We start from the raw sequence: 15,785 nt of genomic DNA, 5'->3' as shown, positions 1-15,785 counted from the left end.
CGCAACCCGCGGGCTCAGGCCAGCAGGGCCTCGGCCGCGCGGCGCCCGGAGCGCAGGGCGCCCTGGGTCGAGCCGTCGGTGCGGTGGTCGCCGCACACGTACAGGCCGTCGCCGAGGGCGGCGGGCCGGTCGGCCACGAGCCCGGGCGGCTGCTCCGGCAGCGCCCGGCGCACCTCGTGCACGGTCAGCAGGTCCCAGGCGGCGGCGTCGGCGGACCAGATCGTGCCCAGCTGCCGGCGGACGTCGGCCTCGGCGGGGAGCTCGGCGCCCCGCGGCAGGAGGGCGGTCGCCTGGATCAGCGCCCGGCCGTCCGGGGCGTAGCTGGGGGCGGCGTTGCTGACCACGGCCGTGTCGACGAGCGGGCCGGTCGACTCGCCCGGCAGGACCAGGCACCCGAGGTCGGAGGGCGCGGCGTCCGCCGCGAACCACCAGGTCGCCTCGCCCTTCATGGGGGTGTCCGGCAGGTCCAGGAGCCGGGCGGCGGCCGGGCCCTCGGTGGCCACGACCACGGAGGACGCCCGCCAGGCGGCGTCCCCGGCGCCCACGGTCCACCCGTTCCCGGTGCGCTCCACCGCTTCCACGCGGGCACCGAGGACGGCCGGGGACCGGAGCCCGTCGTGGATCCAGGCCGGGAGCGCGCCCATGCCCCCGGAGGGCAGGCCGGGGGTGCCGAGCAGGAACCAGCCGACGAGCTCGCGCACGAAGGCGGCCGAGGTGCGGCCCTCGTCCTCGAGGATCACGCCGGCCAGGAACGGCTCGAGCACCAGGTCCCGCAGCGGTCCCCGCACTCCTGCGGCGTCGAGGGACTCGTGCCAGGGCAGGTCCCGCCGCTCCCGGCGCCGTGCGCGGAGGTCCAGGCCCGGGGCGAGCCAGGCCGCCAGGGCGGGCAGCCGGCGCAGCTCCACGAGCGGGCTGCGCAGCGTCCCCGGCAGCCGGGAGGGGACGCGGCGGGGGTCGGCGAGGACGTCGATGCCGTCGCCGCGGCGGACCCCGGCGGCGGCGTCGAACTTCTGGATCCCCAGGGCCGCGACGTCCACGTTGCGCCGCAGCTCGGTGTAAGCGGGGTTGAGCACCTGGAACCCGCGGTCGCAGCGGAAGCCGTCGACCGTGTCGGTGCGGATCCGGCCCCCGACGCCGTCGGAGGCCTCCAGCACCACCACGTCCAGTCCGTGCCGTTCGAGCAGGTGGGCGCACTGCAGGCCGGCGAGCCCGGCGCCGACGACGACGACGTCGTGGTCCACGGGAACCTCCTAGCGGATCGGGACGGCCGCGGCGGGATCGAGTTCCGCGGCCGGTGCCGCGGCCCGGGCGGGGATCGTGAACAGCGCCGACTCTACGGTCAGGCCCGGCCCGAACGCCAGGGCGCAGACGGTGCGGGTCTCGTCCGCCGGGGCCGCGTCGATCACCTGGCGCAGGACGTGCAGGACGGTCACGCTGCTCATGTTGCCGCGCGTGGCGAGCACGTCGCGGGACTCCCGCAGCACCTCGGGCGGCAGCCCCAGGGTGTCCTCGAGCTTGTCGAGGATGCCGCGGCCGCCGGGGTGGAGGGCCCAGTCGGTGATGCGGTCCCGGTCGACGGGCCCCTCCGGCCCGTCCAGCAGCGCGGCGAGGGCGGTGTGGATGTTGTCCTCGAGGACCTGGGGCACCGCGGCGCCGAGGATCATCTCGAACCCGGCGTCGCCGATGGTCCAGGCCATGGCGTCCTCGCCGTCCGGGATCACGAGGGTGCGGAACCGGTCGAGCTCGAGCAGCGGGGTGACGCCCTCGGGGGCCCGCGCGCTGACCACGGCCGCCGCGGCGCCGTCGGCGAAGAGCGCGGCCCCCCGGATGGCGTCCGGGTCCCGGGCCGGGCGCAGGTGCAGCGTGCACAGCTCCACGGCCACGAGCAGGACGACGGCGTCCGGGTCCGCCGTGGCGATGGCCGCGGCCTGGCGCAGCCCGATCAGCCCGCCGTGGCAGCCCATGAAGCCGATGTGCGCACGGCGGACGGCCGGGTCGAGGCCGAGGTCCCGGACCAGCTGGTAGTCGGGGCCCGGGGCGAAGAAGCCGGTGCAGGAGACGGTCACCACGTCGGTGACGGTCGCGGGGTCGAGCCCGGGGCAGCGGGCGAGGGCGTCCCGCGCGGCCTCGGCGAAGAGCGCGGGGGCCTGCTCCACGTAGGTCCGGTTCCGGACGCCGGTGAGGGGGGTCAGGAACCGGCCGTCCTCCGTGATGTACGGGGATCCGGCGCGGGCGCCGTCCTCGACCAGCTCGGACAGCACCGTGTGCCGGCGCTGGACCCCGGAGGCGCCGAACACCGTGCGCAGCAGCCGGGCGTTGAGCCGGTCGGTGCCGGGCTGGGCCTGGTAGAGGTCCTGGGCGTCGGTCTGCTCGAGCACGTGCGGCGGGAGGGCCGTGCCGAGGGACAGGAGTGCGGGCGTCATCCCGTCCAGTATCCGTCCTCGGGCCGACAGGTGCCACGGAGGGCGCGCGGGGGCCGGGCGGACCCGCGGCCGGCGGGTCCGCCCGGGGCCGCCTCAGACAGTGCGGGTCGCGGCGTCGAAGTCCAGGCGCGGCAGCCGGTCGTGGCGCGGGGCGGCGGGGGCGCCGATGTTCACGACCATCAGCGCGCGCAGGCTCGTCCCCGCGTGGAACTCGGCGTCCACCCCGGGGGCGTCGAAACCGCCCATGGGGCCCGCGGCGAGACCGACGGCGCGCACGGCCAGCACGAAGTACCCGGCCTGCAGGTGGGCGTTGTCCCGGCCCATCTGCGCGCGCAGCTCCTCGTTGCCCGCGAACATCTCCTGGTTGCCGGCGGCGGGCGGGAAGACGACGGGCAGGTGCTCGTGCCAGTCCACGTCGTAGCTGAGCACCGCGACGGCGGGCGCCGCGGCGGTCTTCGCCCGGTTGCCCTCGGCCATGTGGGGGAGCAGGCGCTCCCGGGCCTCCGCGGAGCGGATCCACGTCACGCGCAGCGGCTGGATGTTCATGGCCGTGGGGCCCATCTTGGCGAGCTCGAAGGCCGCCCGGAGCTGCTCGTCGGCCACGGGCTCGTCGAGGAACTCCGAGGCCGTGCGGGCCTCGCGGAAGAGGAGGTCGGCGGCGAGGGCGTCGAGGGTGAGCTGGTCCTGCAGGGTCTCGGGGGCCACGGGGTGTCCTTTCGGAGGCACGGTCATCTTGATGTACACGTCAACAAAGAGCGGGGCGGGTCTATGCCGGAGACGTCGTGTGCCGTCCGTCACGTCGCGGCGCCTCCCGCTGGGTACCCTGGCCCCATGCCCCTCCGTCTCCCGCAGCTCCTGTCCGGACCGGACCGCCGCGCGGCCCGCTCCGGCGCCGAGGCGGCACGCGCCCTCCGACTGGGCGCGGCCCTGTGCGGGACGGGCGTGCTCCACCTCGTCCGGCCCGCGCTCTTCGACGGGCTGATCCCGCGGTCCCTGCCGGGCCCGCCCCGCGCCTGGACGCTGGGCTCCGGGGCGGCGGAGATCGGCGTCGGGGCGCTGCTGCTCCGTCCCGGCACCCGCCGCGCCGGCGGCTGGGCCGCGGCCGCCCTGTTCGTGGGCGTGTGGCCGGGCAACGTCACCATGGCCTGGCGGGCCCGCCGCGGCTCCCCGGTCCGGCGGGTCGTGACGCTCGTGCGGCTCCCCCTGCAGGTCCCCCTGATCGCCACAGCCCTGCGCATCGCCCGGGCGGGCTGAGGGCCCGCCGCCCGGCCCGGGGCGTCCCCCGGACCCCGGTCCACGGGGTTCGCATTCGGTCACACACGCACACCGTCCCTACGCTGGGCAGAGCACAGGAGTGGGGGCTCCGTTTCCGCAGGGGGATCGCTCTCGCTCCAGTCCATCGGGGGGTGGGCCGTGCGCACCATGCCGCCTCCCGTCCCGACGGCCGGAGGAATCCTTGACCACCACCCGCAGCACCACCGCTTCCCTCGCGCTCGCGGCCGCCCTCGCCCTCGTCCCGCTGGGCTCCGCCGCGGCGGCGACCGGGGCCGCCGCGACCGCGGGCCAGGCCGTCCAGCCGGTCCCGGCGGCCACCGGAACCGCTCCCGGTGCCGACTCGGCAACGGCGGCGGCGACCGACCGCGTCGTCGTGAAGTTCCGGGACGGCGCCGCCCTCGAGGACTCCCGCGACGTCGTGTACGCGCAGGCCGCCGGCCGGTCCGGGGGCGCCGGGCTCGTGGAGACCACGGCCACCGCGGACGGCGCCCAGGTGGTGCGGACCGACGGGATGCTGGCCGGCGCCGAGCTCGACGCGCTGACCACCGCCCTGGAGCAGGACCCCGCCGTGGAGTACGCGGAGCCGGACCTCCTGGCGACCACCACCGCCGTGCCGAACGACCCGTCCTACGCCGCGCTGCAGTGGAGCCTGTGGGACGACCCGGCCGGACTGGGCATGCCCCTCGCGTGGGACCGGGCCACCGGCGCCGGGCAGACCATCGCCGTCGTGGACACCGGCATCACCGCCCACCCCGACCTGGACGCCAACGTCCTGCCCGGCTACGACTTCGTCTCCACGGCCCAGAACGGCCGGGACGGCGACGGGTGGGACGCCGACCCGACGGACATGGGCGACTACCCCGACGCCGTGCTGTGCCCCAACAGCCCCATGCCCCCGAGCTCCACCTGGCACGGCACCCACACGGCCGGCATCGCCGCGGCCGACGCGAACAACGGACTGGGCGTCGCGGGGGTGGCCCCGGACGCGAGGATCCTGCCCGTGCGCGCCGTGGGCGCCTGCAGCCAGGGATACATCACCGACGTCGCCGCCGGCGTCCTGTGGGCCGCCGGCGCCCCGGTGGCGGGCGCCGCCGCCAACCCGAACCCCGCGACGGTCATCAACCTCAGCCTCGGCGTGCCGGGGGAGTGCCCGGCGGTGCTGCAGTCCGCGATCAGCGAGGCCGTGAACCGCGGGATCCCCGTGGTCGTGGCCGCGGGCAACCAGGCCGTGGACGCCGCGCAGTCCGCGCCGGCCAACTGCGCCGGCGTGATCTCGGTCGCCGCGACGGACGTCTCTGGCGCGCTGGCCCCCTACTCCAACTTCGGCTCGGTCACGGTCGCGGCCCCGGGCGGGGACCCCTACGCGCAGATCCTCTCGACCGGCAACGCCGGGGCGCAGGGCCTCGGCGCGCCCACGTACACGGAGCGCAACGGCACGTCCATGGCGGCCCCGGCGGTCGCCGGCACCGTGGCGCTGCTCCGGGAGCTCGCTCCGGGGCTGGGCGTGGCGGGTCTCCAGGACGCCCTGACCTCGACGGCCCGGCAGGCCCCCGGCGGGTGCGCGCCCGGCTGCGGCGCCGGCATCGTCGACCCGGTCTCCGCGCTGGTCGCGGTGCAGGGCGGCGAGCCCTTCAGCACCGCGGGCGGCATCGGGGCGCTGCACCGGAAGATCGGCGCGACCACCGGCGAGGCCCGCTCCCGGGAGCTGTGCGCCCTGGGCGGCACGCCCTGCTTCCAGGAGTTCGCCAACGGCTGGATCGTCTGGAACGCCGGCCTCGGGGCCCGCTGGCAGCAGGTCCTCCCGGCCCAGTGGTGGGCGATCCCCGCCGCCGGCTGACCCTCGCCCCGCCCGCCGGCGCCGTCCACCCGCTCGGGGTGGGCGGCGCCGTCGTCGTCCCCGGGCCGTTCCTCCGGGGCGACCTCAAAGTCCAGCGAAAAGCATGGATCTTCCCATTCGGTAACACGAGCAGACGCTCCGTACGCTGAGCGCAGCGGCGCCGACTCCCCTTCCCGTGGTCGGCGCGCCGCAGCTCCCCCGCTGCGCGCTGCACCCCCCCACCGGCTGGAGAGTCCATGACGTCCTTCCACGGCCGCGCCCTGACGGCCGCCCTGGTCCTGATCCTGGCCGGCGCCGCGGCCCCCGCCGCGGCCCGGCCCCCGGCCGAGGCCACCGTGCCCGCCGCACCGGCGCCCGCGCCCGCGCCCGCTGCGGAGGGGGCCGGGAGCCCCGGCGCGACCGACCGGGTGATCGTGAAGTTCAAGGACGGCGCGGAACCCGCCCCGCGGGCCCGCGAGCGCGTCTACGCGGAGGCCGCGGAGCGGATCGCGCCCGGGGGCGCGGCGGCGGGCGAGCCGGCGGCGGCGCCCCTGCTGGACGAGATCAGCCGGACCGTGGACTCGGCCCGGGTCGTGGCGGCGGACGGGCTCCTCGACGCGGAACAGCTCGAGACCCTGACCGGCGCCCTCGAGGAGGACCCGGCCGTCGAGTACGCCGAGCCGGACCATCTCGCGAGCATCGCCGCGGTGCCCGACGACCCGTACTACGCGACGTCGCAGTGGAACCTCCAGCCCGCCGCGGCAGGCCTCGACCTGCCCAGCGCCTGGGACCGGGCGACCGGCAGGGGCCAGACCATCGCGGTCGTGGACACCGGGATCACGTCCCACCCCGACCTGGACGCCAACGTGGCACCGGGCCACGACTTCGTCTCCCTGCACGCCGGGGGCGTGCAGCCGGGCCACTCCCGCGACGGGGACGGCTGGGACCCGGACCCACGGGACGAGGGGGACCACGCCGGTCCCGGCGAGTGCGGATCCGGCTCCGCCGCCCGCTCCTCCTCCTGGCACGGCACGCACACGGCGGGCATCGCGGCGGCGCGGGGCAACAACGGCACCGGTGTGGCCGGTGTCGCCCACGGCGCGACGCTCCTGCCGGTGCGCGCCCTCGGGGCCTGCGGGGACGGGTACGTGTCCGACATCGCCGTGGCGATCGCCTGGGCCGCCGGCGAGGACGTCGACGCCGTCCCGACGAACCCCCACCCGGCGACCGTGGTGAACCTCAGCCTGGGCTTCCTCTCCAGCACGTGCCCGGCCGCCCTGCAGGACGGGATCGACCGGGCCCTGTCCCGCGGGGCGAGCGTGGTCGTGGCGGCGGGCAACCACGATCGCGACGCCAGGATGGAGTCCCCGGCCAACTGCCGGGGGGTGATCACCGTGGCCGCCAGCACCGCCCAGGGCGCCCGCGCCGGGTACTCCAACTGGGGCCGGGTCACGCTGGCCGCCCCGGGCGGGGACCCCTCCCGGCAGATCCTGTCCACCGCCGACACCGGGAGCGCCCGGCCCGGCGGCGGCACCTACTCCTACAAGTACGGCACCTCGATGGCCAGCCCCACGGTCGCGGGGGTCGTGGCGCTGGTCCGCGAGACGGACCCGTCCCTCTCCCCGGCCCAGGTCAAGGAGGTCCTGGCCGCCACGGCCCGGCCCCTGCCCGGGTCCTGCCCGGGCGGCTGCGGCGCAGGGCTCGTGCACCCCAGGGCCGCCGTCGCCCGGGCCACGCTCCAGGAGGGCTACCGCACCCAGGGCGCCATCGGCGCCCTCCACGCCCGGATCGGCGCGTCCACCGGGGCGCCGCGCTCGCACGAACGGTGCGGCCTCGCCCAGGACGGCTGCTACCAGGAGTTCGAGCGCGGAGCCGTCTACTGGAGCGCGGACTCGGGCGCCCGGTGGGTGCACGGCGGTGTGCGCGGCGCCTGGAACCGCGCCGGCGGCGTGAACGGCCTCCTGGGCTATCCCCGGACCGGGGAGCGCGACAACGGCGCCGGCGGCGTCCACCAGCACTTCCAGCGGGGCACGGTCGTCTGGAGCGCCGGGACCGGTGCGGCCCCCGTGCACGGCGCCGTCGGCGCGCGCTGGGCGGCCCTCGGCGCGGAGACGGGTCTGCTGGGGCACCCGCTGGGCGGTGAGCACCGCGGCCCGGCCGGCGGGGCGCACCAGTCCTTCGAGCGGGGCAGGATCCTGTGGTCGCCCGCGACCGGCGCGCAGCCCGTGCGCGGGGCGATCGGCCGGGCCCACGCCGACCTCCGGGGCGAGCACGGCCGCCTGGGCTACCCGGTGACCCCGGAGCAGCGCTCCGGGGACACGGTCGTCCAGCGCTTCCAGGGCGGATCGATCGGCTACCGCCACGGCGCGATCACGGTCTCCGCCCGCTGAGCGGGCCCGGGCCGCCCGGACCCGCTTCAGGAGTTGAGCTGGTGGATGCGGGCGCTCAGGACCGTGGCGAAGCCGCACCAGCCGGCGTAGGGGAGCAGGGCGGCGCCGTGCAGGGGCCGTGCCTGCGCCGCCCGGCGCGCGAGATCGGCGGTGCTGACGGTCAGCGCCGCGGCCGTGACCGTGGCCAGGCCGGTGTCGTGCTTCGTGAAGAAGACCCAGCTCCACCCCGCGTTGAGGGCGAGGTTCAGCGCGAGCGCCCGGCGGTAGCCGCGCTCGCGCCGTGCCGCCTCGGACGGGACGCACCCCGGGCGCCGGATCGTCCGCACCCGCGGTCCGCGGCGGTGCGCGCCCGGGCGGGTCTGCCGCTGCAGCTCGGTGAGCACGGCCGCGGAGGTCACCGCGAGATCCGCGTAGAGCACGGTCCACACGACCGGGAACACGGCGGCCGGCGGCTGCAGCCCCGGCTTCCGCAGGTCCCGGTACCAGGGGCTGTCCACCCCGGCGGAGGCCGCGGTGCCGGCCGCGGCGGCCGCCCCCGTCTGCGCGCTGGTCTTGAGCAGGTTCGTCCAGAACATGGGTCAGTCCTTCGTCTCGGTGGTGTCCGGGTCCTCGGCGGCGTGCCGCCTCCCGACGGCGTCCCGGGGGCCGGTGCGGTCCGGTGGGCCGGCGGCGTCCCCGTCCGGACGGGTGCCGCCGGAGGCGTCCGCCCGATGCCGGGCCCAGGTGCCCAGGATCCCGGCGACCACCGCCCCGGCGTGGCCGGCGGCCATGTCGCCCATGGTGTCCAGGTAGCCCACGTTCACCTGGGGGTCCACGAGGTAGTAGCCGGCGAACTCGAGGTACTCCCACACGAGGGCCAGTGCCGCGCCCAGGGAGCTGACCAGGACCACGTGGGAGACCGGGCCGGGGGACGAGAGCCGGGACCAGCGCTCGAGGGCGCGGAACGTCAGCTCGGCCAGCACCGCGGTGGCCGCGAAGTGGACGACCAGGTCCCAGTGGTCGTACCTCTCGTAGAGCAGGAACACGGAGCTCCAGGCCGCGACCAGCAGCGTCAGGTCCGTGGTGATCTCCAGGGCCGCGGGCAGCCGGGCCCGCCACGTGATGGTGATGGCCAGGCACACGAGCATCATCACGGAGGCGCCCACGGCGTCGAAGAACAGGGCGGTGAGCAGCACGGAGAGCGGGCCGAGCCACCGCACCGCCAGGGCGAGCCGGCTCATGCGCGGCCCCCCGGCAGCCGGTGCCCCAGGCGCGCCTGCCACCGCTCCCACGGGCGCTCGTCGGCCCAGTTGAGCCGGATCGTCCGGAAGGCGCGCGCCAGCCGGCGGACGGCGGGGCGCCCGCCCCGCAGCGCCCGCGGGGACATGCCCACGGACAGGCCGGGCCGGAAGAGGATCCGGTGCGCCGGGTCCAGCCGGAAGCTGAGGTCGAAGTCGTCGTGCAGCTCCGGGTCGTGCCGGTGGACGCCGTCCCGGACCTCGAGCCACCAGGAGCGGCGCATCGCCATGTTGGTGCCGAACAGGGGAGGGTGGGCCAGCGCGGCGGCCGTGCTGAGCACGTACAGGCCGATGTAGAGGGCGGAGAGCAGCCGGTCGAGGCCGGGCGGCAGGCCGTGGAAGCGGCCCGGGCCGGCCACGGCGACCACGTCCGGGCGGGACGCGAGGGCCGCGAGCAGCCCGGCGATCCACTCCGGGCCGGGGACGGTGTCCGCGTCGCAGCGCACCACCACCTCCCCCCGGGCGGCGTCGTAGCCGGTGGCCGCGGCGGGCGGGATGCCCGGCGCGGGCTCGTACACCACGCGGGCCCCGGCGGCGCGGGCCACGTCCGCGGTGCCGTCGCTCGAGGCGTTGTCCACCACCACGACCTCGTCCGGCGGCCGGGTCTGCGCGGCGAGCAGCCGCAGGCAGCGCGCGAGGTGCACGGCGTCGTCCCGGGCCGGCACGACCACGGACACCGTGGGGGCACCGGGCGCCCCCGGGGGCGGGAGGTCCGGTCCGGCGGGGTCTCTGCTCTCCGTCATGGCCCCATTCTCTCGCGCCCGCGCCCTAGAATCGGCACATGCAGTCCGACGAGGGCACGATCAGCACGTCCGGCGCCGCGGCGCCGGGCGGCAGCGCGCACCGGGGGCGGCGCGGATTCGACGTGCTCTTCCTGCTGCAGCAGTTCAGCACCGAGGCCGAGCGGTACGCGGACCAGGTCCGCCGCCGCTTCGGGCTGGCGCACAAGGACGTCCACGCCCTCAACGAGGTCATGCAGGCCAACCGCGCCGGCCGCCCGATCCGCGCCGGGGACATCGCCCGCCGGCTCGTGCTCAGCGGCTCGGCGACCACCACGGTGATCAAGCGCCTGGTCGCCGCGGGGCACCTGGTGCGCGCGGTCGACCCCCGCGACCGGCGGGAGGTCAGCCTGCAGGCCACCGAGCACGCCTACCGCTCCGGCCGCCAGATGTTCTCGGCCATGGGCGAGGAGGTCCTGGCGGTGCTCGACGACTGCACCGACGAGGAGATCGACGTCCTGCGGCGGCGCCTGCCCGAGCTCACCGAGGCGGTCCGCCGGGCCGGCCACCGGGCGGGGGAGGGCGCGCCCGAGGACGGGGCGGCGACCGGGGGGACCCCGCCCGCGGCGGCTCCGGAGGGTTCCGGGGCGGCTCCGCGCACGGCGTGACACGGACAATTGATTCGATTTTCGAAGGACTGTGGTGGAATGGGGGAATGGTGACGGTCTTCTCGCGCGAATCGGCCTTCTCGAGCGCTCGTCCGGGCACCGGGACGCGGACCGGGCACGGCGGGGGGCGAGAGCCTGCCCGGGTGCCCGTCCTGGAGGAGTTCCTCGCCGAGGCCACCGGCCGCGCCGAGGCCGTGGACCCCGGCTTCGCCCGGCTGTGGGGCGAGGTCGCCCGGCTCAGCTCCGGCGGCAAGCAGATCCGTCCGCACCTCGTGCGGCTCACGGCCGGCGCCTATCCCGCGCCCGAGCCGGACCCCGTGGTCGAGTCCGTCGGGGCGGCGTTCGAGCTGCTGCACACCGCCCTCATCGTGCACGACGACGTCATCGACCAGGACGAGCTGCGCCGGCACCAGCCCACCATCAACGCCGCCGCGGCCTCCCGGGCGTTCGCGTCCGGCTCGGGGCCGGACCAGGCGCGCCAGTACGGCGCGAGCGTGGGCGTCATCGCCGGGGACCTCGCCCTGGCCGGCGCGTACCGGCTCGTGGCCCGCTCCGGGCTCTCGCCCGAGCGGCTGCCCCGGGTCCTCGACCTGCTCGACGCCGCCCTGTTCTCCTCGGCCGCGGGCGAGCTGCTCGACGTCGACCACACCCTGCCCGGGGCCCGTCCCGGCCGCGAGCAGATCCTCGCGGCCACGTGCCTGAAGACCGCGGTCTACTCCTTCGAGACCCCCCTGCAGGCCGGGGGAGTGCTCGGCGGGGCCCCCGACCGGGACGTGGAGGTGCTCGGGCGCCTCGGCCGGACCGTGGGCACCGCCTACCAGCTCGTGGACGACCTGCTCGGCGTCTTCGGCGACCCGGAGGCCACGGGCAAGTCCGCGGTCAGCGACCTGCGGGAGGGCAAGCGGACCATGCTCGTGGCCGCCGCCCAGCGCACGCCCGCCGGTGAGGAGCTCGACGCGATCCTGGGCCGCCACGAGATCAGCAGCGAGCACGCCCTGCGCGCCCGCGACCTGCTCGAGCAGTGCGGGGCGCGGCAGGAGGTCGAGGACATGGTCGCCGGGTGCGCGGCCGAGGCCCGTGCCCTGCTCGACGCCGCGGGGCTGCCCCCCGCCCTCGAGGAGGACCTGCGCCGCATCGTGGCCGGGGCCACGGAGCGCATCCGGTGACCGCCGCCCAGCACACCGGGTCACCGGCCGAGGCCGCCGCCCGGTACGACGCCACCGCCCAGCAGGCCGCCGCGACCGTCATCCGCCGCTACTCCACGTCCTTCGGCCTCGCCTGCCGGCTGCTGGGCCCGGAGATCCGCCCGCACGTCTACGCCGTCTACGCCCTGGTGCGGATCGCCGACGAGATCGTCGACGGCGCCAGCGCCGGCGCCGGCGTCCCGCCCCGGGGCTCGCGGGAGCTGCTGGACGGCCTCGAGGACGAGACGTACGGGGCGATCGAGCGCGGCTTCAGCAGCAACCTCGTGGTGCACGCCTTCGCCCGCACCGCGCGCCACGCGGGGATCGGCCCCGACCTCGTGCGCCCGTTCTTCGCGTCCATGCGCGCCGACCTCAGCGAGGACCGGCACAGCGCCGACTCCCTCGACGAGTACGTGTACGGCTCGGCCGAGGTCGTGGGGCTGATGTGCCTGCAGGTCTTCCTGGCCGGCCGCACCGTGCCCGAGCGGCGCCGCGCGCAGCTCGTGGCGGGGGCCCGCCGCCTGGGCGCGGCGTTCCAGAAGGTCAACTTCCTGCGCGACCTGGCCGAGGACTACGGGGAGCTCGGCCGCGTGTACTTCCCCGGCGTGGAGCCGGGGGAGTTCTCCGAGACCGAGAAGAACCGCCTCCTCGACGACATCGACGCCGACCTCGCGGCCGCCCGCGCGGTCATCGACGACCTGCCGGGGTCCTCCCGCGCCGCCGTCCTCGCCGCCCACGACCTGTTCCGGGAGCTGTCCGTGCGGATCCGCGCCACCCCTGCCCGGGAGCTGCTGAGCTCCCGCATCCGCGTGCCGAACCCCCGCAAGGCCGCGCTCGCCGCGGCCGCCGTGGTCAGGGCGCACACCCGCCGCCGCCCCACCGGGCCCCGGGGGCGGCACGCCGTGGTGGTGGGGGCCGGAATCGCCGGGCTCGCCGCCGCGGGCCTGCTCGCGAAGGACGGGTGGGACGTGACCGTCCTGGAGCGCGGGAGCACGACGGGCGGGCGCGCCGGACGGCTCGAGCGGGACGGCTTCCGCTTCGACACCGGGCCCTCCTGGTACCTCATGCCGGAGGTCTTCGACCACTTCTTCCGGCTCATGGGCTCCAGCGCCGCCCAGGAGCTCGAGCTGCTCCGCCTGGACCCCGCCTACCGGGTCTGGGGCGAGCGCTACGAGCAGCCCATCGACATCCGCTCGGACCTCGAGGACACCGTGGCGCTGTTCGAGTCCGTGGAGCCCGGGGCGGGCGAGCGGATCCGGGCGTACCTGGCCTCCGCGAAGCGGACCTACCAGCTGGCCGTCGACCACTTCCTCTACACCTCCTACGCCTCGTTCACGCCGCTGCTCACCCGGCCGGTCGTGCGGGGCCTGCCCGAGCTCGCCCGGCACCTCACCGGCTCGCTGCACGACTTCGCCGCCGGCACCGTGCAGGACACGCGGCTGCGGCAGGTGCTCGGCTACCCCGCCGTCTTCCTGGCCAGCGCGCCCCGGATGACGCCGTCGCTCTACCACCTCATGAGCCACATGGACCTCACGGACTCCGTCCAGTACCCGCAGGGCGGGTTCCGCCGGGTCGTCGAGGCCGTCGAGCGGCTCGCCGTCGCCCACGGGGCACGGATCCGGACGGGCGCGGACGTGGTGCGGATCAGCACCTCCCCGGCCGCCGAAGGCCCCGTCCGGGCCACCGGCGTCGTGTGGCGGGACGCGGACGGGGCGGAGCACGAGCTGGCGGCGGACGTCGTCGTCTCGGCCGCGGACCTGCACCACACCGAGACCGCGCTGCTCCCGCGCGAGCTGCAGAGCTACCCGCAGCGGTACTGGGACCGGCGCCAGACCGGCCCCGGCGCGGTGCTCGTGATGCTCGGGGTCCGCGGGGAGCTGCCCGAGCTCCCGCACCACAGCCTGTTCTTCAGCGAGGACTGGGACACGAACTTCCGGGCGATCTTCGAGGAGCCCACGAGCGTCCCGGACCCCGCGTCCGTCTACGTCTGCAAGCCCTCGGCGACCGACCCCGGCGTGGCCCCGGACGGGCACGAGAACCTCTTCGTGCTGATCCCGGTCCCCGCCGACCCCGCGCTGGGCGCGGGCGGACCGGACGGCACCGGCTCCCCGCGGGTCGAGGCCGTCGCGGACCGGGTGATCGACCAGGTCGCGGCGTGGGCCGGTGTGCCGGACCTGCGGGAGCGCGTGGTGGTGCGCCACACCGTGGGCCCCGAGGACTTCCGGCGGGACTTCAACTCCTGGCGCGGCAACGTGCTCGGTCCCGCCCACGTGCTCAAGCAGTCCGCGTTCTTCCGGGGCGCCAACCGCAGCCGGAAGGTCGCCGGCCTGCACTACTGCGGGGCCTCGACGATCCCCGGCATCGGCCTGCCGATGTGCCTGATCAGCGCGGAGATCCTGCTCAAGGACCTGCGCGGGGACACCTCCACCGGGCCGCTGGCAGAACCCCTGGTGCCGCGCGGATGAGCTTCGTGTACCTCGGCTTCCTGCTCCTCAGCCTGGCCGGGATGGTGCTCCTCGACGTGCGGGAGCGGCTGTTCTTCGCCCAGGACCCCCGCCGGGCGGCCCTCGTGCTGCTCGCGGGCCTGGTGTTCTTCCTCGCCTGGGACGTCGCCGGGATCAGCCTGGGGATCTTCTTGCACAGCCGCAGTGCGTGGGCGACCGGCTGGATGGTCGCCCCGCAGATCCCCGTCGAGGAGGTCGTGTTCCTCGTGTTCCTCTGCTACCTGACGATGAACCTCGTCCGGCTCACGGAGAAGGCGCTGGCGCGCCGCTCCTCCGCGGCCGGTCCGGCCCGCGGAGGAGCGGACGCCCCGTGACCTACGCCCTCGTCATCCCCGTCTTCCTCGCGCTCGCCCTGACCCCGGCCACCCTGCTGGTCCGCCGGCCCTCCCCGGCGCCGCCGCGGCGCCGGGCCCTGGCCGTGCTCGGGATCTCCTTCGCCGTGCTCGCGCTGCTGACGGTCGTGTTCGACAACCTCATGATCGCCGCCGGGTTCTTCGACTACGGGGCCGGGCACATCACGGAGCTGCGGATCGGCCTCGTGCCGGTCGAGGACTTCGCGTACCCGCTCGCCGCGCTGCTGCTGCTGCCCTCGCTGTGGTGGGGGCTGGCCGAGCGCGGCCGGCTCACCGCCACCGTGCGCACCCTCGTGGCCACCTCCCGGCCGGTCTCCTGGGTCAACACCGCCTACCCCTTCGCGGCGGCCTATGTCCTGACCACTGGCCGGGTGGACCTGCCCCTGGTGGTGGGGACGCTGTTCTTCCTCTTCCCGTACAACCTCCTGATGTACGGGATCAACGACGTCTTCGACTACGAGTCCGACCTCCGCAACCCCCGCAAGGGCGGTGTCGAGGGCGCGCTCGTGGACCGCTCCGAGCACCGGACGGTCCTCGTGGGCTCGGTGCTGACGGCGCTGCCGTTCCTGGCGTACCTGTTCCTGGCGGGCGGGGCCGCCGCGGCGGGGGTGCTCGGGGTCAGCCTGTTCGCGGTGGCGGCCTACAGCCTGAAGGGGCTGCGCTTCAAGGAGGTCCCGTTCCTGGACTCGGCGACCTCCGCCACCCACTTCGTGTCCCCGGCGGTCTACGGCCTCGTGCTCGCCGGCGCGGCCTGGTCGGGGGGCCTCGTGGCCCTGTGCGCCGGGTTCTTCCTGTGGTCGATGGCCTCGCAGGCGTTCGGGGCCGTGCAGGACGTCCAGGCGGACCGGGAGGGCGGGCTGCGCTCGATCGCCACCGTCCTGGGCGCCCGCCCCACGGTGTGGGCCGCCGCGGCCCTCTACCTCGCCGCCGGGGTGCTCCTGCTGCTCGCCCCCTGGCCCGGGCCGGTCGGGTCCCTCCTGGTGCTGCCCTATCTCGCCAACCTCGTGCCGTTCCTGACCATCACGGACGCCGGCTGCGAGCGCGCCAACCGGGGCTGGCGGCGGTTCCTGTGGCTGAACTACCTCACCGGGTTCCTCGCGACGCTGCTGCTGCTCTGGGCGTGGGAGCTCGCCCGCTGATCGGCCGCCCGGCCCGGGGCGGGGACCTGCCGGGGGC

At 76.3% G+C, this 15,785-nt stretch carries 14 protein-coding genes; 8 read left to right on the top strand and 6 right to left on the bottom strand.

The window, feature by feature from the left end; translation table 11 throughout:
* Nucleotides 1-14 precede the first annotated feature (14 nt).
* From EQG70_RS15435 to EQG70_RS15425, 3 genes are all read right to left on the bottom strand, one after another.
* Entirely contained in the window at nt 15-1,241 is a 1,227-nt protein-coding gene (locus EQG70_RS15435) for an NAD(P)/FAD-dependent oxidoreductase (RefSeq protein ID WP_109268289.1), read from the bottom strand.
* Nucleotides 1,242-1,250: 9 nt separating this feature from the next.
* Nucleotides 1,251-2,423: a type III polyketide synthase gene (locus EQG70_RS15430; RefSeq protein WP_109268288.1), complete on the bottom strand. Its 1,173-nt coding sequence runs from the start codon at nt 2,421-2,423 to the stop codon at nt 1,251-1,253.
* A 93-nt stretch (nt 2,424-2,516) separates the two neighbouring features.
* On the bottom strand, nt 2,517-3,128 hold the full coding sequence (locus EQG70_RS15425; RefSeq protein WP_017834824.1) for a malonic semialdehyde reductase: 612 nt from the start codon (nt 3,126-3,128) through the stop codon (nt 2,517-2,519).
* A gap of 126 nt (nt 3,129-3,254) precedes the next feature.
* On the opposite strand from EQG70_RS15425, the gene EQG70_RS15420 reads away from it, so the two are divergent.
* The 3 genes from EQG70_RS15420 to EQG70_RS15410 all read left to right on the top strand — a co-directional run bounded on the left by EQG70_RS15420 (nt 3,255) and on the right by EQG70_RS15410 (nt 7,904).
* Nucleotides 3,255-3,677: a DoxX family protein gene (locus EQG70_RS15420; protein ID WP_017834825.1), complete on the top strand. Its 423-nt coding sequence runs from the start codon at nt 3,255-3,257 to the stop codon at nt 3,675-3,677.
* Between the two features lie 202 nt (nt 3,678-3,879).
* Nucleotides 3,880-5,535 (top strand): S8 family serine peptidase, encoded by a 1,656-nt coding sequence (locus EQG70_RS15415; protein ID WP_109268287.1) that lies wholly within the window; start codon nt 3,880-3,882, stop codon nt 5,533-5,535.
* A 236-nt stretch (nt 5,536-5,771) separates the two neighbouring features.
* Nucleotides 5,772-7,904, top strand: a complete 2,133-nt coding sequence (locus EQG70_RS15410) for a S8 family serine peptidase (protein WP_109268286.1) — start codon at nt 5,772-5,774, stop codon at nt 7,902-7,904.
* A gap of 26 nt (nt 7,905-7,930) precedes the next feature.
* On the opposite strand, the gene EQG70_RS15405 is transcribed toward EQG70_RS15410, so the two are convergent.
* From EQG70_RS15405 to EQG70_RS15395, 3 genes are read right to left on the bottom strand one after another with little or no spacing between them, the layout of a single operon-like run.
* Nucleotides 7,931-8,479, bottom strand: coding sequence for a TspO/MBR family protein (locus tag EQG70_RS15405; protein ID WP_109268285.1), 549 nt, complete (start codon nt 8,477-8,479; stop codon nt 7,931-7,933).
* Between the two features lie 3 nt (nt 8,480-8,482).
* Nucleotides 8,483-9,124 (bottom strand): DUF2238 domain-containing protein, encoded by a 642-nt coding sequence (locus tag EQG70_RS15400; protein ID WP_109268284.1) that lies wholly within the window; start codon nt 9,122-9,124, stop codon nt 8,483-8,485.
* On the bottom strand, nt 9,121-9,924 hold the full coding sequence (locus EQG70_RS15395) for a glycosyltransferase family A protein (RefSeq protein ID WP_109268283.1): 804 nt from the start codon (nt 9,922-9,924) through the stop codon (nt 9,121-9,123). Before EQG70_RS15395 ends, EQG70_RS15400 begins: the two co-directional genes overlap by 4 nt.
* A 38-nt stretch (nt 9,925-9,962) precedes the next feature.
* Here EQG70_RS15395 and EQG70_RS15390 point away from each other — a divergent pair, with 38 nt between their 5' ends.
* From EQG70_RS15390 to EQG70_RS15370, 5 genes are all read left to right on the top strand, one after another.
* Nucleotides 9,963-10,568 carry a MarR family winged helix-turn-helix transcriptional regulator gene (locus EQG70_RS15390; RefSeq protein ID WP_035923226.1) on the top strand — a complete coding sequence of 202 codons (606 nt, stop codon included), beginning with the start codon at nt 9,963-9,965 and terminating at the stop codon, nt 10,566-10,568.
* Nucleotides 10,569-10,711: 143 nt separating this feature from the next.
* Nucleotides 10,712-11,734: a polyprenyl synthetase family protein gene (locus EQG70_RS15385; protein ID WP_031283749.1), complete on the top strand. Its 1,023-nt coding sequence runs from the start codon at nt 10,712-10,714 to the stop codon at nt 11,732-11,734.
* Nucleotides 11,731-14,217, top strand: a complete 2,487-nt coding sequence (gene crtI, locus EQG70_RS15380) for a phytoene desaturase family protein (RefSeq protein ID WP_109268282.1) — start codon at nt 11,731-11,733, stop codon at nt 14,215-14,217. The genes EQG70_RS15385 and crtI overlap by 4 nt, the downstream gene beginning before the upstream one ends.
* On the top strand, nt 14,214-14,570 hold the full coding sequence (locus EQG70_RS15375; RefSeq protein WP_109268281.1) for a lycopene cyclase domain-containing protein: 357 nt from the start codon (nt 14,214-14,216) through the stop codon (nt 14,568-14,570). Before crtI ends, EQG70_RS15375 begins: the two co-directional genes overlap by 4 nt.
* Nucleotides 14,567-15,748 carry a prenyltransferase gene (locus tag EQG70_RS15370; protein WP_109268280.1) on the top strand — a complete coding sequence of 394 codons (1,182 nt, stop codon included), beginning with the start codon at nt 14,567-14,569 and terminating at the stop codon, nt 15,746-15,748. Before EQG70_RS15375 ends, EQG70_RS15370 begins: the two co-directional genes overlap by 4 nt.
* Nucleotides 15,749-15,785: the final 37 nt, after the last annotated feature.

Source organism: Kocuria rosea (assembly GCF_006094695.1).
Classification (GTDB): domain Bacteria; phylum Actinomycetota; class Actinomycetes; order Actinomycetales; family Micrococcaceae; genus Kocuria; species Kocuria rosea.
Note: the sequence above shows the minus strand (reverse complement) of the source record. Positions and strands in the feature narration are given on the sequence as shown.